Annotated in this window: 29 protein-coding genes and 1 tRNA gene; 7 read left to right on the top strand and 23 right to left on the bottom strand. The window is 61.7% G+C overall.

What is annotated here, in order from left to right:
* The first annotated feature begins 501 nt into the window (after positions 1–501).
* Both BMY68_RS01780 and BMY68_RS01775 read left to right on the top strand, forming a co-directional pair.
* Positions 502–2,049, top strand: a complete 1,548-nt coding sequence (locus BMY68_RS01780; protein ID WP_085530260.1) for an NCS1 family nucleobase:cation symporter-1 — start codon at positions 502–504, stop codon at positions 2,047–2,049.
* A gap of 54 nt (positions 2,050–2,103) precedes the next feature.
* Complete coding sequence (locus tag BMY68_RS01775; protein ID WP_009042904.1) at positions 2,104–2,832, top strand: aspartate/glutamate racemase family protein; 729 nt, start codon at positions 2,104–2,106, stop codon at positions 2,830–2,832.
* Positions 2,833–2,890: 58 nt separating this feature from the next.
* Here the strand turns inward: BMY68_RS01775 and BMY68_RS01770 are convergent, their stop codons facing one another.
* Positions 2,891–3,814: a LysR family transcriptional regulator gene (locus BMY68_RS01770; RefSeq protein ID WP_085530259.1), complete on the bottom strand. Its 924-nt coding sequence runs from the start codon at positions 3,812–3,814 to the stop codon at positions 2,891–2,893.
* 127 nt (positions 3,815–3,941) lie between these two features.
* Here BMY68_RS01770 and BMY68_RS01765 point away from each other — a divergent pair, with 127 nt between their 5' ends.
* A complete protein-coding gene (locus BMY68_RS01765) occupies positions 3,942–4,688 on the top strand; it encodes a 3-oxoacyl-ACP reductase family protein (RefSeq protein WP_009042902.1) in 747 nt (248 codons plus the stop codon).
* A 158-nt stretch (positions 4,689–4,846) separates the two neighbouring features.
* Here BMY68_RS01765 and BMY68_RS01760 read toward each other — a convergent pair whose 3' ends face one another.
* The 9 genes from BMY68_RS01760 to BMY68_RS01725 form a co-directional block, all read right to left on the bottom strand.
* Entirely contained in the window at positions 4,847–5,542 is a 696-nt protein-coding gene (locus tag BMY68_RS01760; RefSeq protein WP_085530258.1) for an HAD-IA family hydrolase, read from the bottom strand.
* A gap of 190 nt (positions 5,543–5,732) precedes the next feature.
* Complete coding sequence (locus tag BMY68_RS01755; RefSeq protein WP_085530257.1) at positions 5,733–6,095, bottom strand: hypothetical protein; 363 nt, start codon at positions 6,093–6,095, stop codon at positions 5,733–5,735.
* Entirely contained in the window at positions 6,092–6,280 is a 189-nt protein-coding gene (locus BMY68_RS01750) for a hypothetical protein (protein ID WP_009042899.1), read from the bottom strand. Before BMY68_RS01750 ends, BMY68_RS01755 begins: the two co-directional genes overlap by 4 nt.
* A gap of 42 nt (positions 6,281–6,322) precedes the next feature.
* Positions 6,323–6,481 carry a hypothetical protein gene (locus BMY68_RS29790; protein WP_009042898.1) on the bottom strand — a complete coding sequence of 53 codons (159 nt, stop codon included), beginning with the start codon at positions 6,479–6,481 and terminating at the stop codon, positions 6,323–6,325.
* A 114-nt stretch (positions 6,482–6,595) separates the two neighbouring features.
* A complete protein-coding gene (locus BMY68_RS01745; protein WP_062823150.1) occupies positions 6,596–7,009 on the bottom strand; it encodes a hypothetical protein in 414 nt (137 codons plus the stop codon).
* A 351-nt stretch (positions 7,010–7,360) separates the two neighbouring features.
* Positions 7,361–7,549, bottom strand: a complete 189-nt coding sequence (locus tag BMY68_RS01740) for a hypothetical protein (protein ID WP_007922997.1) — start codon at positions 7,547–7,549, stop codon at positions 7,361–7,363.
* 226 nt (positions 7,550–7,775) lie between these two features.
* Positions 7,776–8,147, bottom strand: coding sequence for a cupin domain-containing protein (locus BMY68_RS01735; protein ID WP_007922994.1), 372 nt, complete (start codon positions 8,145–8,147; stop codon positions 7,776–7,778).
* Positions 8,148–8,285: 138 nt separating this feature from the next.
* The gene (locus tag BMY68_RS01730; protein ID WP_085530256.1) at positions 8,286–8,570 is read right to left on the bottom strand and encodes a hypothetical protein; all 285 of its coding nucleotides are present in this window, start codon (positions 8,568–8,570) and stop codon (positions 8,286–8,288) included.
* A gap of 323 nt (positions 8,571–8,893) precedes the next feature.
* Positions 8,894–8,983: transfer RNA gene (locus tag BMY68_RS01725), tRNA-Ser, on the bottom strand.
* Between the two features lie 318 nt (positions 8,984–9,301).
* Between BMY68_RS01725 and BMY68_RS01720 the strand changes: the two genes are divergently transcribed.
* The 3 genes from BMY68_RS01720 to BMY68_RS01710 all read left to right on the top strand — a co-directional run bounded on the left by BMY68_RS01720 (position 9,302) and on the right by BMY68_RS01710 (position 12,031).
* On the top strand, positions 9,302–9,991 hold the full coding sequence (locus BMY68_RS01720; protein WP_009042893.1) for a crotonase/enoyl-CoA hydratase family protein: 690 nt from the start codon (positions 9,302–9,304) through the stop codon (positions 9,989–9,991).
* 214 nt (positions 9,992–10,205) lie between these two features.
* Positions 10,206–10,928: a lysophospholipid acyltransferase family protein gene (locus BMY68_RS01715; protein WP_085530255.1), complete on the top strand. Its 723-nt coding sequence runs from the start codon at positions 10,206–10,208 to the stop codon at positions 10,926–10,928.
* 131 nt (positions 10,929–11,059) lie between these two features.
* The gene (locus BMY68_RS01710; RefSeq protein WP_009042891.1) at positions 11,060–12,031 is read left to right on the top strand and encodes a magnesium and cobalt transport protein CorA; all 972 of its coding nucleotides are present in this window, start codon (positions 11,060–11,062) and stop codon (positions 12,029–12,031) included.
* Between the two features lie 80 nt (positions 12,032–12,111).
* Here the strand turns inward: BMY68_RS01710 and BMY68_RS01705 are convergent, their stop codons facing one another.
* The 3 genes from BMY68_RS01705 to BMY68_RS01695 all read right to left on the bottom strand — a co-directional run bounded on the left by BMY68_RS01705 (position 12,112) and on the right by BMY68_RS01695 (position 16,320).
* The gene (locus tag BMY68_RS01705; protein ID WP_085530254.1) at positions 12,112–12,840 is read right to left on the bottom strand and encodes an amidotransferase; all 729 of its coding nucleotides are present in this window, start codon (positions 12,838–12,840) and stop codon (positions 12,112–12,114) included.
* A 104-nt stretch (positions 12,841–12,944) separates the two neighbouring features.
* A complete protein-coding gene (locus BMY68_RS01700) occupies positions 12,945–15,089 on the bottom strand; it encodes a 3-hydroxyacyl-CoA dehydrogenase NAD-binding domain-containing protein (RefSeq protein WP_085530253.1) in 2,145 nt (714 codons plus the stop codon).
* Between the two features lie 25 nt (positions 15,090–15,114).
* A complete protein-coding gene (locus tag BMY68_RS01695) occupies positions 15,115–16,320 on the bottom strand; it encodes an acetyl-CoA C-acetyltransferase (protein WP_085530252.1) in 1,206 nt (401 codons plus the stop codon).
* Positions 16,321–17,007: 687 nt separating this feature from the next.
* Here BMY68_RS01695 and BMY68_RS01690 point away from each other — a divergent pair.
* On the top strand, positions 17,008–17,820 hold the full coding sequence (locus tag BMY68_RS01690) for a c-type cytochrome (protein WP_085530251.1): 813 nt from the start codon (positions 17,008–17,010) through the stop codon (positions 17,818–17,820).
* 306 nt (positions 17,821–18,126) lie between these two features.
* Here BMY68_RS01690 and BMY68_RS01685 read toward each other — a convergent pair whose 3' ends face one another.
* The 10 genes from BMY68_RS01685 to BMY68_RS01640 all read right to left on the bottom strand — a co-directional run bounded on the left by BMY68_RS01685 (position 18,127) and on the right by BMY68_RS01640 (position 25,380).
* A complete protein-coding gene (locus tag BMY68_RS01685) occupies positions 18,127–18,468 on the bottom strand; it encodes a ribonuclease E inhibitor RraB (protein WP_009042886.1) in 342 nt (113 codons plus the stop codon).
* A 222-nt stretch (positions 18,469–18,690) separates the two neighbouring features.
* On the bottom strand, positions 18,691–18,948 hold the full coding sequence (locus BMY68_RS01680) for a hypothetical protein (protein ID WP_085530250.1): 258 nt from the start codon (positions 18,946–18,948) through the stop codon (positions 18,691–18,693).
* A gap of 113 nt (positions 18,949–19,061) precedes the next feature.
* A complete protein-coding gene (locus tag BMY68_RS01675; RefSeq protein ID WP_009042885.1) occupies positions 19,062–19,670 on the bottom strand; it encodes an START domain-containing protein in 609 nt (202 codons plus the stop codon).
* A gap of 43 nt (positions 19,671–19,713) precedes the next feature.
* Positions 19,714–19,968, bottom strand: coding sequence for a YkgJ family cysteine cluster protein (locus BMY68_RS01670; RefSeq protein WP_085530249.1), 255 nt, complete (start codon positions 19,966–19,968; stop codon positions 19,714–19,716).
* Positions 19,969–20,135: 167 nt separating this feature from the next.
* Positions 20,136–20,648 (bottom strand): translation initiation factor 2, encoded by a 513-nt coding sequence (locus BMY68_RS01665; protein WP_085530248.1) that lies wholly within the window; start codon positions 20,646–20,648, stop codon positions 20,136–20,138.
* Positions 20,649–20,727: 79 nt separating this feature from the next.
* Entirely contained in the window at positions 20,728–22,167 is a 1,440-nt protein-coding gene (locus tag BMY68_RS01660; RefSeq protein ID WP_007928140.1) for an aminotransferase-like domain-containing protein, read from the bottom strand.
* A 201-nt stretch (positions 22,168–22,368) separates the two neighbouring features.
* Positions 22,369–23,181, bottom strand: a complete 813-nt coding sequence (locus BMY68_RS01655) for an OmpA family protein (protein WP_009042882.1) — start codon at positions 23,179–23,181, stop codon at positions 22,369–22,371.
* Positions 23,178–23,534, bottom strand: coding sequence for a DUF4398 domain-containing protein (locus tag BMY68_RS01650; protein ID WP_009042881.1), 357 nt, complete (start codon positions 23,532–23,534; stop codon positions 23,178–23,180). The genes BMY68_RS01655 and BMY68_RS01650 overlap by 4 nt, the downstream gene beginning before the upstream one ends.
* Before the next feature lie 9 nt (positions 23,535–23,543).
* Positions 23,544–24,368, bottom strand: a complete 825-nt coding sequence (locus BMY68_RS01645) for a substrate-binding periplasmic protein (protein WP_009042880.1) — start codon at positions 24,366–24,368, stop codon at positions 23,544–23,546.
* An 82-nt stretch (positions 24,369–24,450) separates the two neighbouring features.
* On the bottom strand, positions 24,451–25,380 hold the full coding sequence (locus BMY68_RS01640; RefSeq protein ID WP_009042879.1) for an electron transfer flavoprotein subunit alpha/FixB family protein: 930 nt from the start codon (positions 25,378–25,380) through the stop codon (positions 24,451–24,453).
* Positions 25,381–25,382: the final 2 nt, after the last annotated feature.

The following is a 25,382-nucleotide window of genomic DNA, read 5'->3' as shown; positions in this document are numbered from 1 at the left end:
GAAGCGGTGTGTCAGATACGCCGTCTCGCGAGCCAGCTTCGCTCCTGCAGAAGCCTCTCCTCCCGGTAAAAATCTTGTACACATAAGTGTCACCACAGGTGCCATTTTTGTGTGCACTTTATGCCTCTACGCCCCAAAAAGTTACACCCTCCTCCCTGAGCCATTCTCCATCGCGCTCACACCCTACCCCCTCGAAAAATAAATACCTGTTCGAATGGTCAATTTATAGTTTCGCAGTTTCAGTCACTTAGAAAATCTTAAGAACAAACCGAAATTATCGGTCGCTTGCTTAGATTGGGATCTGGCACGGAAGTGGCTTAAGTCGCCTAGCATCTTGTATACAACTTAAATAAAAAATACATACACTTTATATCCGCAAGCCGGGTTCCCGAATCCGCCTGCAGATGCCCAGAACCCAGTGATTCCCGGACTGCGCCGAAGACTGCCGAGCCTTGCGCTCAAGCACAGTCAGCGCTGGTCCGCGATCAGGAGCCTGCCGGAATGCGTACAAGTCCTTCCAATAACATCGCACTGGATTTGCCCTCTTCCCATACCCACGCCAACCTCGACCCCAGCATCGCCCGCGGCACCGCTTCGCCGGTCGACCTCAGCCCGCGCCTGCACAACCGCGACCTGGCGCCGACCAAGGTCGAAGGCCGGCGCTGGGGTGGCTACAGCATCTTTGCGCTGTGGACCAATGACGTGCACAACATCGCCAATTACTCCTTCGCCATCGGCCTGTACGCCCTGGGCCTGGGCGGCTGGCAGATCCTCCTGTCCCTGGGGATCGGCGCGGCGCTGGTGTACTTCTTCATGAACCTGTCCGGCTACATGGGCCAGAAGACCGGCGTGCCCTTTCCGGTGATCAGCCGTATCAGCTTCGGCATCCATGGCGCGCAGATTCCGGCGCTGATCCGCGCGGTGATCGCCATCGCCTGGTTCGGTATCCAGACCTACCTGGCCTCGGTGGTGTTCCGGGTATTGCTCACGGCCATCCACCCCGGCTTCGCCGACTACGACCACAACTCGATCCTCGGCCTGTCGAGCCTGGGCTGGGTGTGTTTCGTGGCGATCTGGTTGGTCCAACTGGCGATCCTCGCCTACGGCATGGAAATGGTCCGGCGCTATGAGGCCTTTGCCGGCCCGGTGATCCTGGTGACCGTTGCCGCCCTCGCCGCCTGGATGTACACCCAGGCCAACGCCAGCATCGCCTGGTCGATCCGCGAGCCGTTGAGCGGTGGCGAAATGTGGCGCCAGATCTTCGCCGGCGGCGCGCTGTGGCTGGCGATCTACGGCACGCTGATCCTCAATTTCTGCGACTTCGCCCGCTCTTCGCCCTGCCGTCGGACCATCAAGGTCGGCAACTTCTGGGGCCTGCCGGTGAACATCCTGGTGTTCGCGGCCATCACCGTGTTGCTCTGCGGCGCGCAGTTCCAGATCAACGGCAAGATCATCGAAAGCCCGACCGAAATCATCGCCTCGATCCCCAACACCTTCTTTCTGGTACTCGGTTGCCTGGCATTCCTGATCGTCACCGTGGCGGTGAACATCATGGCCAACTTCGTCGCCCCGGCCTTCGTGCTCAGCAACCTGGCGCCGAAATACCTGACCTTCCGCCGCGCCGGGCTGATCAGCGCGACCCTCGCGGTGCTGATCCTGCCGTGGAACCTCTACAACAGCCCGCTGGTGATTGTGTACTTCCTGTCCGGGCTCGGTGCCCTGCTGGGGCCGCTGTACGGGGTGATCATGGTTGACTACTGGCTGCTGCGCAAAGGCCGGATCAACGTGCCCGAGCTGTACAGCGAGCACCCGCAAGGCGCGTATTTCTACAGCCATGGGGTCAACCTGCGGGCGGTGGCGGCATTCGTTCCCTCGGCGCTGATCGCCATCGTCCTGGCCCTGGTGCCGGGGTTTGCCAGCGTCTCGCCCTTCTCCTGGCTGATCGGCGCCGGCATTGCCGGCCTGCTGTACCTGATCGTCGCCAAACGCCAGCCCTACTATGCGGATGTCAGCGGCGAATCCATCGCCGTCGATAACGTCAGCCACTAACCTTGAACGGCCCGCCTGCGGCGGGCCCCGAATGCCTAACGATAAGGACAGCCCATGCGAATTCTCGTGGTCAACGTCAACACCACCGACTCCATCACCCAGGCCATCGCCCGCCAGGCCCAGGCCGTGGCCGCGCCCGGCACCGAAATCATCGGCCTGACCCCACACTTCGGCGCCGACTCCATCGAAGGCAACTTCGAAAGCTACCTGGCCGCCATCGCCGTCATGGACCGCGTGCTGTCCTACGACCAGCCCTACGATGCGGTAATCCAGGCCGGTTATGGCGAGCACGGCCGCGAAGGCCTGCAGGAGCTGCTCAACGTGCCGGTGGTGGACATCACCGACGCCGGCGCCAGCACCGCGATGTTCCTCGGCCACGCCTATTCGGTGGTGACGACCCTGGATCGCACCGTGCCGCTGATCGAGGACCGCCTGAAACTCTCCGGCCTGTACGACCGCTGCGCCTCGGTTCGGGCCAGCGGCCTGGCAGTGCTGGAGCTGGAAGAGGACCCGGCGCGTGCCCTGGAAGCCATCGTGCGCCAGGCCGAACTGGCGGTCAGCGAAGACAAGGCCGAGGTGATCTGCCTGGGCTGTGGCGGCATGGCCGGCCTGGACGAGCAGATCCGCCAGCGCACCGGCGTACCGGTGGTGGACGGCGTGACTGCGGCGGTGACCATCGCCGAATCCCTGGTGCGCCTAGGGCTGTCCACCTCCAAGGTACGCACCTACGCCACGCCACGGCCGAAGACCATCATCGGCTGGCCAGGGCGCTTCGGGCGCTGAGCCTTCGCTTGTCGCGAGCAAGCCCGCTTCTATTAGGGAAGCGGGTTTGCACGCCTCTTCAAACCGCGCTGAAACGTCGCTCCAGACCCTGCTCGGCGAACTGCTCGATCACGAAGTCGACGAAGGCCCGGGTCTTGCCCGGCAACAGTTTGTGCTCGGCGTAATAGATCGAGATGTTGCCGTCGTCGACGTACCAGTCCGGCAATACCCGCACCAGGGTGCCGGCGTTCAAGTAACCGACGGCGAACGGCATGCTCACCAGGGCCACCCCCAGGCCCTGGGCGGCAGTGGCGCAGGCCGCTTCCGAATCGCTCATGGTCATCCGCGCCTTCAGGCTCAGCGGGCTTTGCTGCCGGGTGCGGCTGGTCAGGGCCCAGGAGCGCACCCGCCCGGTCTGTGGCGAGCGGATCAGGATGCCTTCGCAATATTGCAAATCCTCGGGCTGCTCGACCGCCGCGCAGCGCGCCAGATAGTCCGGCGAGGCCACCAGGATGCGGTGAGCCGGGGTCAGCCGTCGCGCCACCACCCCCAGGGGCAGCTCAAAGCCGCCGCCGATCGCCGCGTCGAAACCCTGGCCGATCAGGTCCACCTGACGGTTATCGAAATGCCAGTCCGGGCTGATCTCTGGGAAACGCCGCAGGAATTCGCCGAGCATGGGCACGATGTACAGCCGCCCGAACACCGTGCCCATGCTGACTTTCAGAGTGCCCGCCGGGCGCCCTTCGGCGCTGGCCAGGTTGGCCACGGCGTTCTGGATGGTGTACAGGCTGGCGCTGACCTCGCCAAGAAACAGTTTGCCGGCCTCGGTCAGGGTCAGGCTGCGGGTGCTGCGCTGGAACAGCCGGACCCCGAGCCGGGCCTCGAGCTTGGCCACGCTTTTACCCACCGCAGCAGGGGTCAGGCTCAAGCGTCGCGCGGCTTCGGCAAAGCTGCCGACTTCGGCGCTGCGCACAAAGCATTCGATGCTGCTGAAGGTTTCCATGGCGCCTCACTATAAACTTCTGGTTTATACAGACTAGAGCGATTCCTATCTACACAGCACCTAATCCGAAGTCGATACTCGACTCCAACCACAAGGCAGCCCGCCTTGGACTTTTTTGGAGAACGACATGACCACTCAATCCCTCAGCGGCAAAGTAGCCCTGGTTCAAGGCGGTTCCCGCGGCATCGGCGCGGCCATCGTGCAACGCCTGGCGGCCGAAGGCGCCGCCGTCGCCTTCACCTATGTCAGCTCTACCACCAAGGCCGAAGCCTTGCAGGACAGCATCACCGCCGCTGGCGGCAAGGCCCTGGCGATCCTCGCCGACAGCGCCGATGCCGCGGCCATCCGCCAGGCGGTCGAGAGCACGGTCGAAACCTTTGGTCGCCTGGACATCCTGGTCAACAACGCCGGCGTCCTGGCCATCGGCCCGCTGGAAGACTTCAAGCTGGAAGATTTCGACCGGACCCTGGCCATCAACATCCGCAGCGTGTTCGTCGCCACCCAGGAAGCAGCCCGGCATATGGGCGAAGGCTCGCGCATCATCAACATCGGCAGTACCAACGCCGAGCGCATGCCCTTTGCCGGTGGCGGTACCTATGCCATGAGCAAGTCGGCCCTGGTCGGCCTGACCAAAGGCCTGTCCCGCGACCTCGGCCCACGGGGCATCACCATCAACAATGTGCAGCCCGGCCCGGTCGACACCGACATGAACCCGGCCCACGGCGACTTCGCCGAAAGCCTGATCCCGCTGATGGCCATCGGGCGCTACGGCCACGCGGAAGAAATCGCCAGCTTCGTGGCTTACCTGGCAGGCCCGGAAGCGGGTTACATCACCGGCGCCAGTCTGACGATCGACGGCGGCTTCAGCGCCTGATTCTGTGCCCATGAAAAACGCCGGGCCACCCTCATCAGGTGGCCCGGCGTTTTTTTTAGGAGCTGTCGCAGGCTGCGATCGATTTCGCAGAAGGCGCCGCACTTGAGAGCGCTGAAGCCCTGGCGGGCTTATCGCAGCCTGCGGCAGCGGCTACAGGTTTAGCTCCATTGCAGCAGCGGCAAACCACAGGCCGCCGGCTGGAAGCCCTTCAGCGAACGCAGGATGGCATCGGCATGGGCGTACTTGGCGTCCGCCATCGCCGGGTCGGGAATGGCGATCGCGGTCATTCCCGCCGCCTTCGCCGCGGTGACACCGAAAGGCGAATCCTCGAACACCAGGCAATCCTCGGGGGCAACGCCCAGGCGCCGCGCGGCGGTAAGGAAGATGTCCGGCGCCGGCTTGGCCGCGCCCACTTCCGGGTCGTCGGCGGTGACTATGGTGTCGAACAGCGCGAACCAGTCGCCGTGCAAGGTGGTTTTCTGGGCGAAAGACTGGCGCGAAGAACTGGTGCCCACGGCAATCGGTACGTTATTGGCCTTGAGGTGCTGCACCAGCTCCTGCGCGCCCGGCATCGCCAGCGCCCGGGGAAAGCGTTCGCGCATCAGCGGCTCGCGAATCACCAGGAACTCCTCGGGCGTGATCGGCAGATCCAGGGCTTGCACCACGTAGCGGGCCAGGTCCGCGGCGCCACGACCGATGATGTTCTGCTTGATCGTCCAATCGAAGGTGCGGCCATAACGATCGGCGATGATCTGCGTCACCTCGGTGTAGATGCCTTCGGTGTCCAGCAGCAAACCGTCCATATCGAAAATCACGGCCTTGATCGGGCCCACGTCATTCAACTGTGCATTCATCGCATCTGATCCGTTAACAAAAAACATCCCGGGGAGCGGCTCAGGTACGGCCAGTTTCTTGCCCGATTAAAGGGTTCAGCAGCATAGCCGCGGCAGATGACGGGGAGCAACCGCGGGTCAGCGTGCAGGCAGACAAAAGCCCGGACAGGCCGGGCTCGCTGGTCTCGACATCATGAGTGAACAAAGCATGCTAGCGTCCCGCCCGTCCGCTGCCGCCTCCTGGCCCCCCGGTGCCACCGCCCGCGCTGCCGGTTCCACCGCCGGCACCGCCACCGCCCATGATGGAACCATTGACGCCAGTGGAGCCCATGCCGCCGCCCTGGCCGGAAGAGCCGCGCAATTTGTCGACCCGTGAACGGCTGTCCATGACACCCACACCATTCCCGCCCAGGGCTCCTGGTCGCAGCATGAGATCGTTGCCGGAACCGCCCTCGAACGACCGCAGCAGAGGATTGGCCGGGGCTCGTCCATCAGCGGCTTCTACCAGGCTGGAGAAACAGAAAATCGACACCAGGGCGACCAACACCAGGCTCAGCAGTTTTGCGCGGCTCACGACGCGCCTCCCGGGGCGGTGCGCCGTTTGCCCCTGGCCGCCTTGCGCTGCGGCTCGGGTCGAGACAGCTCCTGTTCGGCGTTGGCATCCGGGAGGATCTGCTCGGGAGTCAGCGCATCCGTGGGGGAAGGCAGCGGATATTCGGGCGTGTCATCCCGGTCGATAGGTTTCGGATCATGCTTCATAGGCACCTCACACCGCTCATGCCGGCGTGCTGGAAGCAGACTTCACGGGCCCTTTTCCTCCGACTCGCCTGCCTCATCGTCATCGCTCAGCGGCACCAGGGCGTCATCCATCAACGAGCCCGGATCTTCATTGCCTGGATCGTTGACCAAGGGCACGCCCGAAGCGTCCTGTTCTTTCTTGCCTAGGGTTTCTGGAATCATGGCAAACCTCGTCGACACAGTGTGTCCTTCATTGAATTCGAGGGGCTGGAACGCTATTCGTTCCCATAAAAAAGCCCGGCACGAGGCCGGGCTTTTTTGCGCACCGCTGCAGAATCAGTCGTGCTTGTGCTTGTGTTTATTCTTGTGCTTTCTGCCGCCGGAGTGATGGTCATCGTCACCCATGCTGCTGCCCAAAGCGCCACCGGCCGCGCCGCCCAGGCCTGCGCCGATGGTCGAGCCAGTGCTGCCGCCCAGCTTGTTGCCGATCACCGAACCGCCGGCCGAACCCAGGCCGCCACCGATGGCCGCTTCGGTCCGACTGCCCTTACGGGCACCGACCGCACTGCCGGCAGCGCCGCCAAGGCCCGCACCCACCGCGGCGCCCGTGCTGCCGCCAATCTGTTGTCCCACCACATTGCCCAGCGCGCCACCCAAACCGCCGCCGACCGCAGCAGTGCCATCACCGGCGGCCATCGCACCTTGAGCAGCCAGAAGCCCCAAAACCAGAGCAGGCAGTGTTAAACGCATGATGTAAACCTCGAAAAAGATGCTGGAGAGTCATTCTAAAGCGGTGTCTGACTAAGTCTGAGCGGCAACAGCAGAACGCTGCGATCCTTTTAGTCACAGTCTTGGACCGTTTTTGCGCAAAGAGTTTTCAGCCAGGCAAAAAAAAGCCCGCTGGGGAGACGGGCTAATAGGATTTGCTTTAACGGATGAGTCGAGCCTACGCAGTCGTTTGTGAATAAAGTGTGAAAACCCCGCTACCCTGTGCAACGGATAAGACGAAAGGTCCAACTTCATTCAAATCAATCGCGGCGGCCCATTGTTCAGGTAACAAAAACCCCGCCCGGAAGCGGGGTCGTTCGGTATGTATGAAGGCTACCTTCTCTTAGGAAGCGCCGCTTTCGGGAAAAACTTTGTCTGGGTCACCCTGGGTAACGCACTGGCCCTGGTCTTGCCTACCGACGCCTTGGCCGGTGGCTCGCTGTCAAACGCTGCCTGACCGCAGCGCACCAGGTTGTTGATTGGGAACTCATCCCCGTTGTCCTCGATATAAGGATCGCTCATCTCCCTGCTCCCTCCAACAACCGGTCGATACCGGCAAGCACCTGACTGCCTAGAAAATATCGACCGTCACGGCTTTTCAGACTAGCCGGTCATTTAAGGACTTGTAGTTCACAAGAGAAAAGACCGACGAATGGCCCAAGCTGGAGTTCTTCGTCCAAGGGTGTGGATCGTCGCTGAAAAAGGAACTGATGGCTTGCATCAGCTCCTTTTTCCGGGTGTATTTCACCTAGACCTTACGAGCGTAGTTGCTGGCCCCGAACCAGTCGACCACCACCACGGTTTCATCCCCCACCACCCAGGCGTCGTGACCTTTAGGCAGGGAGGTGATATCACCCGGCCCGGCGATGATTTCGGTGCCGTCATCCATCAGGATCGCCAGCCTGCCGGCCACGTGATACTGAAAGTGCGGTGCCTGGCAACTCGGTGTCTGCGCCAGCGGTTTAATGTCGTTCGACCAGCGCCAGCCCGGCTTGAAAGTGAAGCGCCCCACTTCACACTGACCGATCTTCAGGATCTCTGCCTTGCCATTGGAAAACTCGCGGGTCTCATCCGGTTCGGAGAAGGATTTATGCTCGGTGACCTGTTCGTGCGTGGACATGATGGTGTCCTCGATTGAGTAGCTGCAAAGCCTGCCGACGCCGGCAACATCACCCCACGCCCGCAGACAACCAGCATCGCCCCACTCGATGCGCCTGACCATTCTAGACCTGAAAGCGTGGGGTGCCCGGGACAAACGCTAAACGTACGGCTGCCCATCAAAGCCCCGAGGCAGACGCTGCAATCCGGCCATGGCCGTCAGCCGTTGGGTCCAGGCTGCGCGCCAATCGCTTGCGGTGTGCGCAGCCTTCGCCTTGCGCGCCGCTCGACGTGCCGCATTGCGCTGATTCTTACGGGCTTCCTTGAACACCTCGGTATTGCGGCAACTGCGGCATTTGACCCGCGCCGGTTCGGTGCTGGATATGAGATTGGAACCTTTGTGGCCGCAGGCCAGATGCCCGGCGACCTTGAAGTGAATGACCATTGTGCGTCTCCTCGTAGCCATTACGGAGCACAGAAAACCGCACGCTGATGCCCGCCTGATATCGGCGGAAAACCTCACCCTCAAGGTGACTTGACCGCCAGGCTTCGCAGGGGTAACAAAGCCAAAGACCACTCAAGTATCCAGCGTGATCGATACCTTGCTGGAGCAACCTTGGCTGTTGCGAACTCGTAATGGTTTTGACCATCGCGGGGAAACGGCGTTCAGCAAAGAAGCCGCTCGCCCACTGCCGCGATTAAGCAGCCCCAGAAAGCACAAAACCCCTGGTTTCTCGAGGAAACCAGGGGTTTTGCGTAGATCGAATATGGCGGTTGAGGAGGGATTCGAACCCTCGATACAGTTTCCTGTATACACACTTTCCAGGCGTGCTCCTTAAGCCACTCGGACACCCAACCGTGTCTCGTCAAACCGATTCAGTCTGTCGAGGCGCGCTAATGTAGTCGAAAGCTTTTCTGATGGCAAAGGTTTTTTTGAGAATTTTCATGCGCTTAAGACATTTCTTCGGATTGCAGCATTGCGCTGGCATCAACGCCATGGCAAACCGGCCAATCTCTGGCCTGGCTGGCAGCTATATAAGAGGGCCGATCCGCGCCCCAGGTGGCCGGCTACGCTTGTCAGGCCAGAAAGGGCTGACTCACCAGTCAGTCACAGCGCTTTACCTGACCTGTGACCGTGAGTAACGTCTGCCCCACTTCAATACAAGGAATTGCGTCATGAGTGAGTTGATTTCTTACCACCTCGAAGACGGTATCGCGACCCTGACCTTGAGCAATGGCAAGGTCAATGCCATTTCCCCGGATGTGATTGCCGCCTTCAATGCCGCGCTGGACCAGGCCGTCACCGATCGCGCGGTGGTGATCATCACCGGGCAGCCCGGTATTCTGTCGGGCGGCTACGACCTGAAAGTGATGACCGCCGGCCCTAAAGAAGCCGTGAGCCTGGTGACCTCGGGGTCGACCCTGGCCCGTCGCCTGCTGTCGCACCCCTTCCCCGTCATCGTCGCCTGCCCTGGGCACGCCGTGGCCAAGGGCGCGTTCCTGCTGCTGTCCGCGGACTACCGCATCGGCGTCGAAGGCCCGTTCAGCATCGGTCTGAACGAAGTGCAGATCGGCATGACCATGCACCACGCCGGCATCGAGCTGGCCCGTGACCGCCTGCGTAAATCCGCGCTGCACCGCTCGGTGATCAATGGCGAGATGTTCGACCCGCAAGGCGCGGTGGATGCCGGCTTCCTCGATAAGGTGGTGAGCGTCGAGGAGCTGCAAGGCGCCGCCCTGGCCGCCGCGCGTCAACTGAAGAAGATCAACATGACCGCCCACAAGAACACCAAGCTGAAAGTGCGCAAGGCGCTGCTGGAAACCCTGGACAACGCGATCATCCTCGATCAGGAACACCTGGGCTAAAACCTGGACCCACCGCCCACAGCCCGACCCGCGCGTCGGGCTTTTTTATGCCCGCACCACGAGAAAGACTGGCGCGACGCTCTAGTTCGCCACTGAGCAACGAGTCGGAAACATGCGCTTAAACATCGGCCATCTTCCCCCTCTATACAGGTAATTGCCGAAAACAGTGCACATCCGTACACTGCGCCACCTTTTGTCCCCGGTGGGCCTGTAGATGCTGTATCTGTTTCGTATGTTATTGATGGGCCTGCATTTTGTTGCAGCGGGAATTCTCGGCGTGGGGCTGGGGCTGTGCCGCCCGTTCAACCCGGATAACAGCCGTCTGTGCGCGCGTTTGTATGCCTTGCCAGCCATGTGCATCCTGCGCCTGCGGGTCAAGGCCGAAGTCGGGCCGCTGATGGACAAGCCCAAGAGCTGCGTGATCATCGCCAACCACCAGTCCAACTACGACCTGTTCGTGTTCGGCAACGTGGTGCCCCGGCGCACCGTGTGCATCGGTAAAAAGAGCCTGAAATGGGTGCCGCTGTTCGGCCAGTTGTTCTGGCTGGCGGGCAATGTGTTGATCGACCGTGGCAACGCGCATAAGGCGCGCCGCTCGATGTTGACCACCACCCACACCCTGCAACACAAGGACACCTCGATCTGGGTGTTCCCGGAAGGTACCCGCAACCTCGGCGAAGACCTGCTGCCGTTCAAGAAAGGCGCCTTCCAGATGGCCATCGCCGCCGGCGTGCCGATCGTCCCGGTGTGCGCCAGCAGCTACATCCGCCACATGCGCCTCAACCGCTGGCGCAGTGGCAGGATACTGATCCGCTCGCTGCCGGCGATCCCCACCGCCGGGCTGAGCCTGGACGACATGCCGAGGCTGATCGAGCAGTGTCGCGAACAGATGCGCGAGTGCATCGAGTCGATGGACCGCCAGCTACAGACCGCCTGAAAACAGCCCGCCGCGTGCGGGCTTTTTTATTGCCGGCGAACTCCGCCCAACAGGCTGACTCTGATCAGTCATGGGGCTAAGCTGCACGAAGTCTCACTCCTCATTTCGATAAGAAGAAGCGAACAGGAACCATGGGTAGAGTTGTTGCCGCCGCTGTCTACAGCGCAGGTAGAAAAGTCACTGATATCACCCTCGACGAAGGGGCGGCCTGGGCTGCCAAACCCGGGCACTTCGTCTGGATCGGCCTCGAAGAACCCAACGCCCAGGAGCTGGCCAATCTGCAGCGCCAGTTCAACCTGCACGAACTGGCCATCGAAGACGCCCTGGAAAAACACAGCCGGCCGAAACTCGAAACCTTCGGCGACGCGCTGTTTATCGTCACCTACTCCCCGGTGCGCGAAGCCGGCAAGCTGGAGTTCATCGAAACCCATATCTTTGCCGGCAACGGCTACATCATCACTGCCCGCAATGGCCACTCCAAATCCTATGGGTTCGTGCGTCAGCGCTGCGAGGCACGACCGCTGCTGCTGGAGCACGGCGAAGACTTCGTGCTCTACGCGCTACTGGATTTCGTCACCGAGAACTACCAGCCGGTCAGCGAAGCGATCCATGCCGAGATCGACGAACTGGAGCACAGCGTGCTGTGCAGTTCGCTCAACGAGGGGGATATCCAGCACCTCCACAGCCTGCGTCGCGATGTGCTGCGCCTGCGCCGCTATGTAGCGCCCATGGTGGAGATCAGCGAAGAGCTGCAGAAGCTCAGCTTCCCCTTTATCGACAAGAACATGCGCCCGTACTTTCGCGACGTGCAGATCCATGTCACCCGGCAGATGGAAGACCTGGCGACCTTGCGCGACATCGCCAGCCAGACCATCGAGATCGGCGTGCTGCTGGAGGCCTCGCGACAAAGCGTGGTGCAACGCAAGTTCGCCGCCTGGGCGGCGATCCTGGCGTTCCCGACCGCGGTGGCGGGGATCTACGGAATGAACTTCGACAACATGCCCGAGCTGAAGATGCACTACGGCTACTTCGGTGTGCTGGCGTTTCTGGTGCTGGGCTGTACGGGGTTGTGGGCGAGCTTCAAGCGCTCGGGGTGGCTCTGACAGCAGAGCCGGGCTGGACGCTCCTGCAAGGGCCTTGAGGCCGTTGTAGAAGCGAGCCGGCTGGCGATGCGGCTATGGATTCAAACCGATCCGGCCTGCGGCTTGTGCGCCACAAAACGCATCATCCACTCGGCAACGGTGTTGCCGTGATGATCCCGGCCCAGACTGGCGATGCCCTTTTGATAGACCTGTTCGCCCAGGTGCTGCTGGCGCAGGTCCAGCAAGGCCCGCGAATAGTCGTGGATGAACTCCGGGTGGCCCTGGAAGCACAGCACCTGGTCATTGATGTGATAGGCCGCGAACGGGCAGAAATCGCTCGAAGCGATGACCGTGGCGTTTTCCGGCAAGGCAGTCACCTGGTCCTGATGGCTGATCAAGAGCGTCAGCTCTTCCATCACCGGGCTCATCCAGGGCGCCTTGGCCGCCAGTTTGTAGTTGTGGGTACCCACGCCCCAGCCCTGGGTCGCGCGTTCGCTCTTGCCGCCCAGCAGCAACGCCAGCAACTGATGGCCAAAGCAGATGCCCAGCAGTTTGTCGCCGCGCTTATAACGCTCCAGCAGGTAGGTCTTGAGGGTTTGAATCCAGGGATCGGTACCGAAGGAGTCGGCCTTGCTCCCCGTGACCAGGTAAGCGTCGAAGCTTTGGTCATCGCTCGGGTAGTGGCCCTGCATCACGTTGTAGACGGTAAATTCGGCAGCGATGGGCTGCTGTGAAAACAGGCGCTGAAACATCTGCCCGTAACCCTGATATTGGTCGACCAATTCTGGACGCAGGATGTCGGTTTCCAGAATGCAGATGCGTAGCGACATAAAAAATACCTGACACGTGATGGGAATAATGAACACCCCAGAGCCTGCCTTGAAACGCCCGATCAAGGCAAGCCCCGCGATGCATCACTTCAGTCCCTTCAACCTCAGAACAACTGGCCCTTGGCGGCCTTCTCCAGCAGCAGCGCCGGCGGCGCGAAACGCTCGCCATATTGCTCGGCCAGGTACTGGGCCCGGGCGATAAAGTCCTTCAGGCCGTACTGGTTGATGAACTGCAAGGCCCCGCCGGTCCAGGCTGCGAAGCCGATACCGAAAATCGAACCGATATTGGCATCGGCCGTCGAACGCAACACGCCCTCCTCCACACAACGCACGGTTTCGATGGCCTGCACGAACAACAACCGGTCGCGCACGTCCTGCGGCGAAATCTGCCCATCGGCTTTCTCGAAGCGGGTTTTCAGCTGCGGCCACAAGTGCTTCTGCCCCCCGGCCGGGTAGTCGTAGAAACCACCGCCCGCCGCCTTGCCTGGGCGCTTGTATTCATTGAGCAGCAGGTCGATCACGGCGAAAGCCGGATGCTCCGGCAACGACTTGCCTTCGGCCTGCAAGTCCTTGGCGGTCTGTTGGCGGATATGGCTCAGCAGGCTCAGGGAAACCTCGTCGCAGATCGCCAGCGGGCCGATCGGCATACCCGCCTTGCGCGCCTCGGTCTCGATCATCGGCGCGGCCACACCCTCACCGAGCATGGCGATACCTTCGTTGGTGAAGGTGCCGAACACCCGCGAAGTGAAAAAGCCGCGGCTGTCGTTGACCACGATCGGGGTCTTCTTGATCTGCTGGACGAAGTCGAAACCGCGCGCCAGGGTTTCGTCGCTGGTCTGCTCGCCCTTGATGATTTCTACCAGGGGCATTTTTTCCACCGGGCTGAAGAAATGCAGGCCGATGAACTTGCCTTGATCCGGTACGGCCCTGGCGAGGCCGCTGATCGGCAAGGTCGAGGTGTTGGACGCAATCACTGCCTGTGCCCCCACCACCTGCTGCGCCGCCGACGAGACCCTGGCCTTGAGCTCGCGATCCTCGAACACCGCCTCGATGATCAGGTCGCACCCGGCCAGGTCGGCGTCCTGCTCGGTGGTGCGGATCCGCGCCAGCGTGGCGTCACGCTGCTCGGCGCTCAATTGGCCACGGGCGACCTTCTTCTCCAGCAACGCCGCCGAATGGGCCTTGCCCTTCTCGGCCGCCGCCTGGGTGACATCCTTGAGCACCACTTCGATACCGGCCACGGCACTGACGTAAGCGATCCCGGCGCCCATCATCCCGGCACCCAGCACCCCGACCTTCCTGGTCACATAGGGCGCGAAGCCTTGGGGCCGGGAGCCACCGGCATTGATCTCGTTGAGCTGGAACCAGAAGGTGCCGATCATGTTTTTCGCCACCTGGCCGGTGGTCAACTCGGTGAAATAGCGGGCTTCGATCAACTGCGCGGTATCGAAATCGACCTGGGCGCCCTCCACTGCCGCACAGAGGATTTTCTCCGGCGCCGGCAGGCAGCCCTGGGTCTTGCTGCGCAGGATCGACGGCGCAATGGCCAGCATCTGCGCGACTTTCGGGTGCGACGGCGTGCCCTCGGGGATCTGGTAGCCGGCCACGTCCCAGCGCTGCTTGGCCGCCGGGTTGGCGACAATCCACGCCCTGGCCTTGGCCAGCAGGTCGTCGCGGTCGCTGGCCAGTTGGTCGATCAGGCCGGCTTTCAGCGCCTGCTGCGGTCGGACCTTCTTGCCTTCCAGCAGATACGGCAGGGCTTTTTCCAGCCCCAGCAAACGCACCATGCGCACCACCCCGCCACCGCCCGGCAGCAGGCCGAGGGTCACTTCCGGCAGGCCGACCTGCAGCGACGAATCGTCCAGCGCCACCCGGTGATGGCAGGCCAGGCAGATCTCCCAGCCACCGCCCAGGGCGGCGCCGTTGATCGCCGCGACCACGGGTTTACCCAGGGTCTCCAGGGCCCGCAACTGGCCCTTGAGGGTCAGCACCATGTCATAGAAGGCCTGGGCTTCGGGCTTGCCGACCTTGATCAATTCATTGAGGTCGCCGCCGGCGAAGAAGGTCTTTTTCGCCGAAGTGACGATCACCCCGGCAATCGATTCCTGCTCGGCTTGCAGGCGGGCCACGCAGGCGGCCATGGCCTCGCGGTACACCGCGTTCATGGTGTTGGCGCTCTGGCCCGGCATGTCGATGGTCAGAACGACGATCTGGTCCTGGCCCTTTTCGTAACGGATGGCTTGGGTCATGAAAGTGTGTCCTTGAAGTCAGGGCTCAGAGGCGTTCGATGATGGTGGCGATACCCATGCCGCCGCCGACGCAGAGGGTCGCCAGGCCGTAACGCTGGCGCCGCGCTTCCAGCTCGTCGAGCAAGGTGCCGAGGATCGCGCAGCCGGTGGCGCCCAACGGGTGACCCATGGCGATGGAGCCGCCATTGACGTTGACCTTGTCCGGGTCGATGGCCATGTCCTTGATGAACTTCAGTACCACCGAGGCGAAGGCCTCGTTGACCTCGAACAGGTCGATGTCCTCGACCCGCAGCCCGGCCTTGGCCAGCGCCTTGCGGGTGGCCGGCGCCGGCCCGGTGAGCATGATGGTCGGATCGGTACCGGTGACCGCCGTGGCGACGATCCGCGCCCGTGGCTTGAGGCCCAGCGCCTGGCCCTTGGCTTCGGAACCGATCAGCATCAGCGCCGCGCCATCGACTATCCCTGAGCTGTTGCCCGGGGTGTGCACGTGGTGGATGCGCTCGACATGGCTGTAGACCCGCAAGGCGGTGGCGTCGAAACCCATCTGGCCGATCATCTCGAAGCTGGGCTTGAGCTTGCCCAGGCCTTCGAGGGTGGAGTCGGCGCGTATGAACTCATCATGATCCAGCAGGACGATGCCATTCTGGTCTTGCACCGGCACCAGGGACTTGCTGAAAGCCCCCGCCGCCCTGGCCCGCGCGGCCTTCTGCTGGGACTGCAGGGCAAAGCTGTCGACATCCTCACGGCTGAAACCTTCCAGGGTGGCGATCAGGTCCGCGCCTATGCCTTGCGGGGTGAAATGGCTGTGCATATTGGTTTGCGGGTCGAGCACCCAGGCACCGCCGTCGCTGCCCATGGGCACCCGCGACATCGACTCGACACCGCCGACCACCACCAGGTCCTCGAAGCCGGAGCGCACTTTCATCGCGCCCAGGTTCACCGCTTCGAGGCCCGAGGCGCAAAAGCGGTTGATCTGCACTCCGGCCACGCTGACGTCCCAGTCGGCGACCAGCGCTGCGGTCTTGGCGATGTCGGCCCCCTGGTCGCCAATCGGCGTCACGCAGCCGAGCACGATGTCGTCGACCTGGCTGGTGTCGAGTTCGGTACGCCGCTGCAGGGCACCGAGCAGCCCGGCCATCAGGTTCACCGGCTTGACGCTGTGCAGGGCGCCGTCGGCCTTGCCTTTGCCACGGGGGGTGCGTAATGCATCGAATATCAAAGCCTGGGTCATGACGTCCTCGAACCGCTGTGCAGATGAATGATGACAGGGCTCCCACTCTTGGCCCCGAGGGCCCCGGATTCAATGACCGATGCGCTCACTGACCTTGACGGTCACGCTCAGACGAACGGTAGTGAGCTAATGGATTCCGCCCGCCGCATAACGGAACTGTCTAGACAAAGGCCGGGCAAGAAGATGGCAATAAGCCTCATGCGTTTTTTAAAGCATCCGCCTATTAGCTGATATGAAATGGATCTAAGCCAAGGGTTACAAGGCCCCTAAGGTAGGAACTGTAGGCAGTGAATCGTTGCAGCCGGGTCTTGCCGGTGCACGTGTAAGAAAAGGGACACATCGCCTGACCAGAGTGAAGCGGCAGGCATGCATTTGATGTTCAGGAATAACAACAAAAGGCATTCAGCCATGTTCAAGCATTCGAAAGTCCGTCAAGCGGGGCTCATTCTGTTCGCAACCACCTTGCTTCTGATTTTGCCGAATATCACCAAAGTGATCGGCTAGAGGCGTGGCCATCCCGTCACGCAATTGCATCTTTGTGCTCCGGTTCGCTACCGGGGCAGGCGCTTGTGTGCCACTCTTTCTGACGCCGCGGCCACGCTGAATCAGGGCGTCGTCGCGCTTATCAGAAAACTGGAGACAGGCCGTACGCGCTGCTCTCCACCCCAGCGACGGAACAGCGATCAATTGAAATCTCTTATTCTCCTGTGCAGCGCCCTGCTGCTCACCGCACCCGTGCATGCCGCGCAGCTGACCCTGGAACTGGGGGCCGGCAGTCGCACCTGGCAGACCGAAGAACTGCTCAAGCACCCTCAGGCCCGGACCGTCACCGTCAAGGATGACGTGTCGTACAAACGCGACATGAGTTACCGCGCGGTGCCGATCTCGGCCCTGCTCACCGGCATCAAGGCTGATGACCATCTGCAGGCTGTCGCCCTGGACGGTTTCGCCGCCGAATTGCCCGCCGCCCCCCTGCTCAACCAAGACGGCGCCCAGGCCTGGCTGGCCATCGAAGACCCGACCAAGCCCTGGCCGCCCCTGGCTGAAGGCAAGCACAGCGCCGGACCTTTCTACATGGTGTGGACCAACCCGCAGGCCGGTCATATCAGCCCCGAGCAATGGCCATTCGAAGTGGCGAGCATCAAGCGCCTGGCGCCGGTAGCCGAGCGTTTCCCGGCCCTGCGCCCGGCCCCCACACTGGCGGCCGGCGACCCGGTGAACCAGGGCTTCGCTCTGTTCCAGAAGAACTGCCTGGCTTGTCATCGTCTCAACGGCGCCGGCGACTCGCAGTTCGGCCCGGACCTGAATATCCCCTACAGCCCCACCGAGTATTTCGGTGCGGACTTCCTCAAGCGTTATATCCGTGACCCACAGAGCCTGCGCCGCTGGCCACAGGCGAAGATGCCGGCCTTCGCAAGCAGCGTATTGCCGGATGCCGAGCTGGAGTTGCTGGTGGGGTATCTGAAGCATATGGCGGGACGTAAGCAGCCTGGGCAATAGTGGCTATCGACGGCATAGCCAGACTTGATTTCACCGCTTGGGCAAAACTGCGCAGAATTCGTTGCAACAGCGCAGATGACTTCAGCACCACCACGGTGCGCAGTCGACGCCCCACCCTTCATGGCGCCAATGGCAGCCGGCCCCGGAATGTCCCCGACCGGTTTCCTCTCCTACCGGTCTTCCCTTTTGGCCACCCTCAGCGGGTGGCCTTTTTTTACCCGCTTTTTTGTAGGAACCCGGGGGCAGAAACGAAATCGGCCGACCCGAAGGTCAGCCGATGCTGAGTCTTGACGCTATTCATATGCACTAAACGAGTCGCCCTCGAACCTCCTGCTTCACGCCCCAACCTTCAATGATCCCGCCCAGGGGCGCGACCACCGCTTCAAAGTCCTGCTCGAAATCGCCGATGCCGCCGTAGGTGGCGTACATCACCTTGCTCAGCTCCAGGTACCAGGCGCCGTCATCGCGCACGCTGACCTGGGCATTCAAGGATTCACCGCGGAACTGCCCTGCCGCCCTGCGTGCCCGCTCCTCGTCCGGGAAAATGGCGTAGAACTCGATGGGATGGAATCGTGAAAAGTCGAAACCGCCTTCTTTCATGCGGCGCAGCACGCTGCTGCTGATGTCTTCTTGATAGGCTGTGCTCATGAAACGTCCTCCTCAAACCGATGGATAGACTTTCCGTACTTCCTTGCCTGTCACCGCACGGTGCAGGCTTGCGGCGAGAAGATCGCCGCCAGGAAACAAGCATGTAGCTGACAAGACCAGACCTTAGCGATTCATTCGCTGATCTCGAATGCAGAGTAGCGCCAAGACGCAGGCGCTGCCAAGGTCTGGGTTAAAGCTCGGTGGGGCTTTGCGCATTAAAGATTAAATCGGCGTAATGCTGAGGATTTGAATGCTGTTCTGATCTTTCAGGCTCTTGAGCGTAGGGTCGTCGGTGCGTCCTTCCAGATCGTTGAGGTCAAGCTCGGCCGGAACCGGCAGAAGCTTTGCGCGAATCAATTGTGCCGCCTCCTCCATGCTGGGCCGCTGCTCACAGTCGAACTGCTCGACTGACTGGACACCATGATCGTCAACGAAAGTGACTTGCCACTTTTGCATCAGTGCCTCCTTGATGAAGCCCATGGATGGACTCACAAGATGTCGACCCTGAAGAACCAATGATCGTTCAAACCAAGGGCCCGGCGGTGCCATTAAAAAAGGCTGCCCTGGGGCAGCCTTTTCGCAACGATCGGCGCTTACGGTTTCTCGGCGCGCGCCTTCAATGCCTTGAGGGTGTTGAACGGCGCATCCACGACAAACTTGTTGGCCAGCCAGGACGGCACGCTGCCGCCCGGTTCGGTGTGCACCTGATAGGTCACTTCGACCTGGTCCGCGCCCTTGGGCACGAACTTCCAGAAGCCTTCGACCTGGGCGACACGCACGAAACCTTTCTCCTCGGGAATGTAGGTCGGTACGCCTTCGAGCTTGCGGGTCAGGCTGCCATCGGCCGCTTCGCTGGTGGTGACGTGCAGCACCGAATCACGCGGAGTGACCGGCCATGGGGTATTGAACTGGGTGTAGGTCCAGCTCTGCTCGCCTTCGTGCTTGAGCAGTTTCTGCGACTTGCATTCGTGAATCCAGGCGCAGGCGCCCGTCACGTCGTCCTGCAAAGCGCGCAGCTTGGCCACGCTGGTTTTCATGGTGGTCACGCCCCGGTACGCCTTGTATTTGGAACCGGCCACTTCACTCAAGGAGACCTTGATGCCGTCTTCATCCTTGGCCGTTTGCCAATCTTCGGCGTGGGCGGTTGCCGAGAGTAGAACGGTCAACCCACAGAGCACAGCAATTCGATGCAGCGAACCCATTGTCTTATTCCTTATTGTTGAAGTTCCGTTCATTGAAAACACTTCACGCCGCCGTCACTTGCTCCCACCAGCCCAACAAGCGGATAGCCTCTTCCCGGCTGTCGCCGCAGACTTCGACATCGGCCTGGAACGCACCACAGACGGCGGGCCGTTCGGGTTGGCCGAACAAACCGCACAGCAGTTCGACAGAAAGATGGATGCAACGTTCTCCGGCCGGTTTGCCATCGGGCATTCCAGGAATCGGGGTACTGATGGAAGGGGCAATGCAACAGGCGCCACAGCCTTCACGGCAGTTCATGACGACAAGCTCCTCGCGACGGGCAAAGTATTGAAATGACGCGGACTAGAGTAACCGCTAAAACAGCCGTTTGAAATTGGCCGCCCACTGGTTTTTACGCTCAGGCTCGCGTGACTGACCAGTCTCCGACAAAGCGTCAGGGCTGCGGGTCACAGTCAGGATGAGGTTTACTGCTTGAACTCGAAATCCAGCGCCGCGCCTTCCACATCACGCCGTTCGTCATTGCGCAGTTGCAACTGCATTTCGTTGCTCAGCAAGCGACCGTTGAGCTGGAACGGACTGTCGTCCTTGGGTTTCTCGCCGAACATCGGCGGCAGCAACGGGGTGCGCTTGGGCTGGTTGACCGAACCGATCGGCTGCAATTGCTTGACCATTTCCGGCGGCAGGCTCAGATCCACATTGGCCGAAGGCAAACGCGTCTTCACGATCTCACTGGCAGGCTTGGACTTGGAAGCGATCGGCGCGCGCCTTTTCTGTGCCTTGGTCTTGGGCTTGGCCTTGCTGGTCGCTGCCGCCTTCTTTACCGGCGCGGCTTTCTTGGCTGCCGCGGTTTTCTGCGATTTATTCGCGGTGGCGCTTGCCGCGACCTTTTCCTGGGCCGGAGCCGCCAGAACGCTGGCCGTGCCGAAAGCACTCAATACACTGACCAATACCCAGGCAACAGGAAAAATCGCTTTCATAGGGAAACAACAGGATCGGCGGCAAAGAGCCATATGCTCGCCTGTTGACCGCGCGAAAACAAGCACGGTAACCGATCCTTCAAAAACCGCCCGCGGCCTCCTGGCACAGCTGGCTGGCCAGCATGCCCAGGGTCATCAGTGCCCGTTCGGCCTCGCGATTCCATGGGGTACCGCAGTTGAGGCGAATGCAGTGGTTGAACTGCTCGGTATTACTGAAGATCAGCCCCGGCGCGATACTGATGCCCTGCTGCAATGCCCGGACATGCAATTCCTGAGTATTGACCCGCCCCGGCAGGCTGACCCAGAGAATGAAACCGCCGTTCGGACGGGTAATCTGCGTGCCCTCCGGGAAGTACTGCTGCACCGCCAGCTGAAAGGCACTGAGGTTCTTGCGGTACTCCTGGCGGATAAAACGCAGATGCCGGTCGTAACCGCCGTTCTCCAGGTAGGCCGCGACGCCCATCTGCGTGACACTGCAGGCCGAATGAGTGCTGAAGGTCTGCAAGCGCTGGATTTCCTGCTGGAACTTGCCGGCAATCATCCAGCCGATGCGCACGCCGGGTGACAGGGTCTTGGAAAAGCTCGAGCAATAGATCACCCGATCCAGCCGGTCATAGGCTTTCAGCGCCTTGGTACGACCGACCTCGAACATCAGTTCGCCGTAGATATCGTCCTCGACCACCTGGATATCGAAATCCGAGGCCAGCCGCAGCAGTTGTTTCTGCCGCTCTTCCGGCATGGTGCCGCCCAGTGGATTGCTCAGGCGCGTGGTCAACACCAGCGCCTTGATCGACCACTGGTTGGCCGCCAGTTGCAGCGCCTCCAGGCTCATGCCGGTGGAAGGGTCGCTGGGAATCTCGATGACCTTGAGCCCCAGCAGGTCGGCCAGCTGCAACAGGCCGTAGTAAGTCGGCGACTCCGCGGCGATCAGGTCGCCCGGGCGGGTCAGCACGCGCAACGACATCTGCAGGGCATCCACGCAGCCGTGGGTGATCACCACTTCGGAAGGGTCGACCACCACGCCAGCGTCGCGCATGCGAATCGCCACCTGTCGGCGCAACGGCTCGAAGCCGGGGCTGAACATGTAGCTGAAGGCGCGCGGGCTATGGAAACGGGTGACCTTGGCCAGTTGCTGGTGCAACGCCCGCACCGGCAAGTAATCGACGCTCGGCACCGCGGCGCCCAGCGGAAACACGCCTTCACGGCGCGACTCCACCAACACCTGATGAATGATGCTGCTGCGCGTCACCAGGCCCGGCCGTTCGACCCGGGCGATGTCCGGGGTCGGCGCGGTCAGCGCCGGGGTCTGGTGCACGTAATAGCCCGACTGCGGACGGGCGCGGATCAGCCCCTGATCCTCGAGATTGGCGTAGGCCTGGAGCACCGTGGCGTGGCTGACGTTGAGCTGGGAACTCATCTTGCGTACCGAAGGCACGCGTTCCCCGGGCTGGTACACACCACGACGGATATCTTCAGCCAGCTGCTGAGCGATACGTTGATAAAGCAAGAGATTGGTCATGACGCTGCACTCGATTTCACCGGCATTTTATTCTTGTGGATGACGATACCGGAACAGTTCATAAGTGTACTGGGACAGTTGCCACAATAGTCGACCATACAGGGCAGTGTCAGCAAAAACTGTACTGTCTTGTGTGCCAATCGTCAGGCACAAAAAACCCGGCTCCACGGGGGAAGCCGGGTTGTCTTGAGCCGCTGCGTCTTAGCGCGCGGCGCCCAACTGGCCTTTCTCGTCGGAGAAGACAATTTCCACCCGACGGTTCTGCGCCCGCCCACGTTCCGAGGCGTTGGCCTCGACCGGGTACTCATCGCCATAACCTTCGACCTGGACCCGTTTCTCCTCGACGCCCAGGTCCACCAGGATATCGGCCACGGCCTGCGCCCGGTCGCGGGACAGTTTCAGATTGCTCTGCTTGTCGCCGGTGTTGTCCGTGTAGCCCTCGATCCGCACCACACGCTTGGGGTTGAGCTGGAGAAACTGCACGACTTTGAGCACGGTACGATTGGCCGAGCTCTTCAGCTCCGCTTCGCCGGTATCGAACAGCACATCGCCCAGGGTCATCACCAGCCCACGATCGGTCTGGGTCGTGGCCAGGTTGATGATCTGCTCTTCCAGCCACTTGCCCTGCTGCTGCACGCTCAGCAGCTTGGCCTCGCGCAGGGCCAGTTGCAGGCGCTGGCGTTCGAGTTCGAGCTTGGCCGCCTGCTCCTGGTTCAGTGCCTGGTTGGTGTGCTCGCGAGCGATTTCGCTGTAGCGCTGGCTGAGGTAGGCGTAGTGCACCACATCCGAACCGCTGCCCCAGTAACTGGACAGGCGATCGGCCCGGGCCAGGGACTCACCGGCGCGGATCACATCCTTGGGCGCGATGCGCAGCACATTGGAATCTTCCTTGACCTTCTGGAAGTCCTCGCCGGCCTGTTCCAGCGCTGCTTCGCTGCGTTGCCCGGCGCAGCCGTAGAGGCCGGTGCAGGCGATCAGCAGGGCGCCACCCAATACTCGAGTCAGACGAATCATTGGGCATCTCCCAACTGCTTGCGCAGACGAGTGATGCGAGTCTGGACGAGGTTCAGCTGTTCCTGGCTTTTCAGGGTCAGGACCCGCGCCTCGGCCAGGCGCGCATCCAGTTCCGCCTGCTCGGCACGCATGCGCGCGTGCTTGAACGACTCTTCCTGCATGTTGCGTTGGGCGCGGGCGAATTTGTCCTCGGCCAGTTTCATTTCCGGCACATCCTCTGCCGTGGCTCCCACGGCCTTGGCCTGGGCCAGGGTTTGTTCGGTCAGGCGCATTTGTTCATTCGGCGCCGGATCGGCTGCGCAACCCGCCAGAGCCAGGACGGCCAGGGCAGCGAAAAGAGGTCGAATACTCACTAGAAATCCCTACTGTTTGGGGGTGCTGACAGGTTGCTGCAACTGTGCCTTCCAACGCTCGAGATTGCGCTGCAGCACGGCTTCCGTCAGACCGGACGCGGGCAATTCTGTCATCTTTTTCGCCAACTGTCCGCGCAACCATGGGTCGTTGCAGGCGGAGTTGTGCGAGATGGCCAGGAACAGGCCAGGTTTGTCGGCAGGCTGCGGGAATGCCAGCAGATCGTTGGCCATGCCCAGCGACTGGGCCAGGGCCATGCCGGCGTAGCGTCCGGCCAGTACGTACTCCACCTCCCCCAGCAACAGTTTCTGGAATGCCTGGGTCAGATTCGGCATGCGGGTCAGGCTCAATTGCTCCTTGGCGAAGGCCTCGAAGGGCGGCGTCAGGCGCGCCCTTTCCGACAATGCGCCGGTATGCCCATGCAGGTCCGACGGCTGGCTGTAGCTCAACGTCGAGCCCTTGCGGGTCCAGACCAGGAAATCGTTCTCCAGCAGCGGCGGATGAATGTAGTCCAGCGCTTCCAGCTCACTCACCGTCAGCGGCGCGTCGGCCAGCATGTCCATGCGCCCGCTGCGCACTTCATCCAGGGCGGCGGAGCGTTTGCCGGCATACAACAACTCGACCTTGATCCCCAGTTCCTGCGCCACGTGTTGCAACAGTTCGGCGCTGGCGCCAATCAGGTGGCTGGGGTCCTGCGGGTCGCGCCACAGATACGGCGGGGCATCCGGACTGCCGGTCACCACCAGGCGCTCGCATTTACCGGCGGCCATCGACGACAACGGCATCAGTGTCAGTCCCAGCAGCACTGAGAGGCCACCCAGGCGGCGCAGATCCATGGCGAAATTCTCCCACTCAAATCCCAGACAATAAAAAAGCCCGGCCAAAAGACCGGGCTCTCTTATAAGTGAAGCCGCTGGATTAGACCAGCTTCTCCAGCTCTGGTACGGCTTCGAACAAATCCGCCACCAGGCCGTAATCGGCCACCTGGAAGATCGGCGCTTCTTCGTCCTTGTTGATCGCAACGATCACCTTGGAGTCTTTCATACCGGCCAGGTGCTGGATCGCGCCGGAAATACCGACGGCGATGTACAGCTGTGGCGCCACGATCTTGCCGGTCTGGCCGACCTGCATGTCGTTGGGTACGAAACCTGCGTCGACCGCGGCGCGCGAAGCACCCACGGCAGCGCCCAGCTTGTCGGCCAGGGCGTACAGGTGTTTGAAGTTGTCGCCGTTCTGCATGCCGCGGCCGCCGGAAATGACGATCTTGGCAGCAGTCAGTTCAGGACGGTCGGACTTGGCCAGCTCTTCGCCGACGAAGCTCGATTTGCCGGCATCGTGAGCGGCAGCAACCGCTTCGACAGCGGCCGAACCGCCTTCGGCGGCAACCGGATCGAAACCGGTGGCGCGCACGGTGATGACCTTCACGGCGGCGTTCGATTGCACGGTAGCGATGGCGTTACCGGCATAGATCGGACGCTTGAAGGTGTCGGCGCTTTCTACCGAGATGATCTCGGAGATCTGGTCGACGTCCAGCTGCGCGGCAACGCGCGGCAGGATGTTTTTGCCGTTGGAAGTGGCGGCGGCCAGGATGTGGCTGTAGCCCTTGCCCAGCTCCGCAACCAGAGGGGCAACGTTTTCCGGCAGCTGATGCGCGTAGGCTGCGTTGTCGGCGGACAGGACTTTGCTCACGCCAGCGATTTTCGCGGCGGCCTCAGCCACGGCGCCAGCGCCCTGGCCGGCGACCAGGACGTGGATGTCGCCGCCAATTTTGGCAGCGGCGGCAACGGTGTTCAGGGTGGCCGGAGCCAGCACCTTGTTGTCGTGTTCAGCGATTACCAAGATAGTCATGA

Source organism: Pseudomonas sp. NFACC41-3 (assembly GCF_900109505.1).
Taxonomy (GTDB): domain Bacteria; phylum Pseudomonadota; class Gammaproteobacteria; order Pseudomonadales; family Pseudomonadaceae; genus Aquipseudomonas; species Aquipseudomonas chlororaphis.
This window is presented reverse-complemented; position numbering and strand designations above follow the sequence as displayed.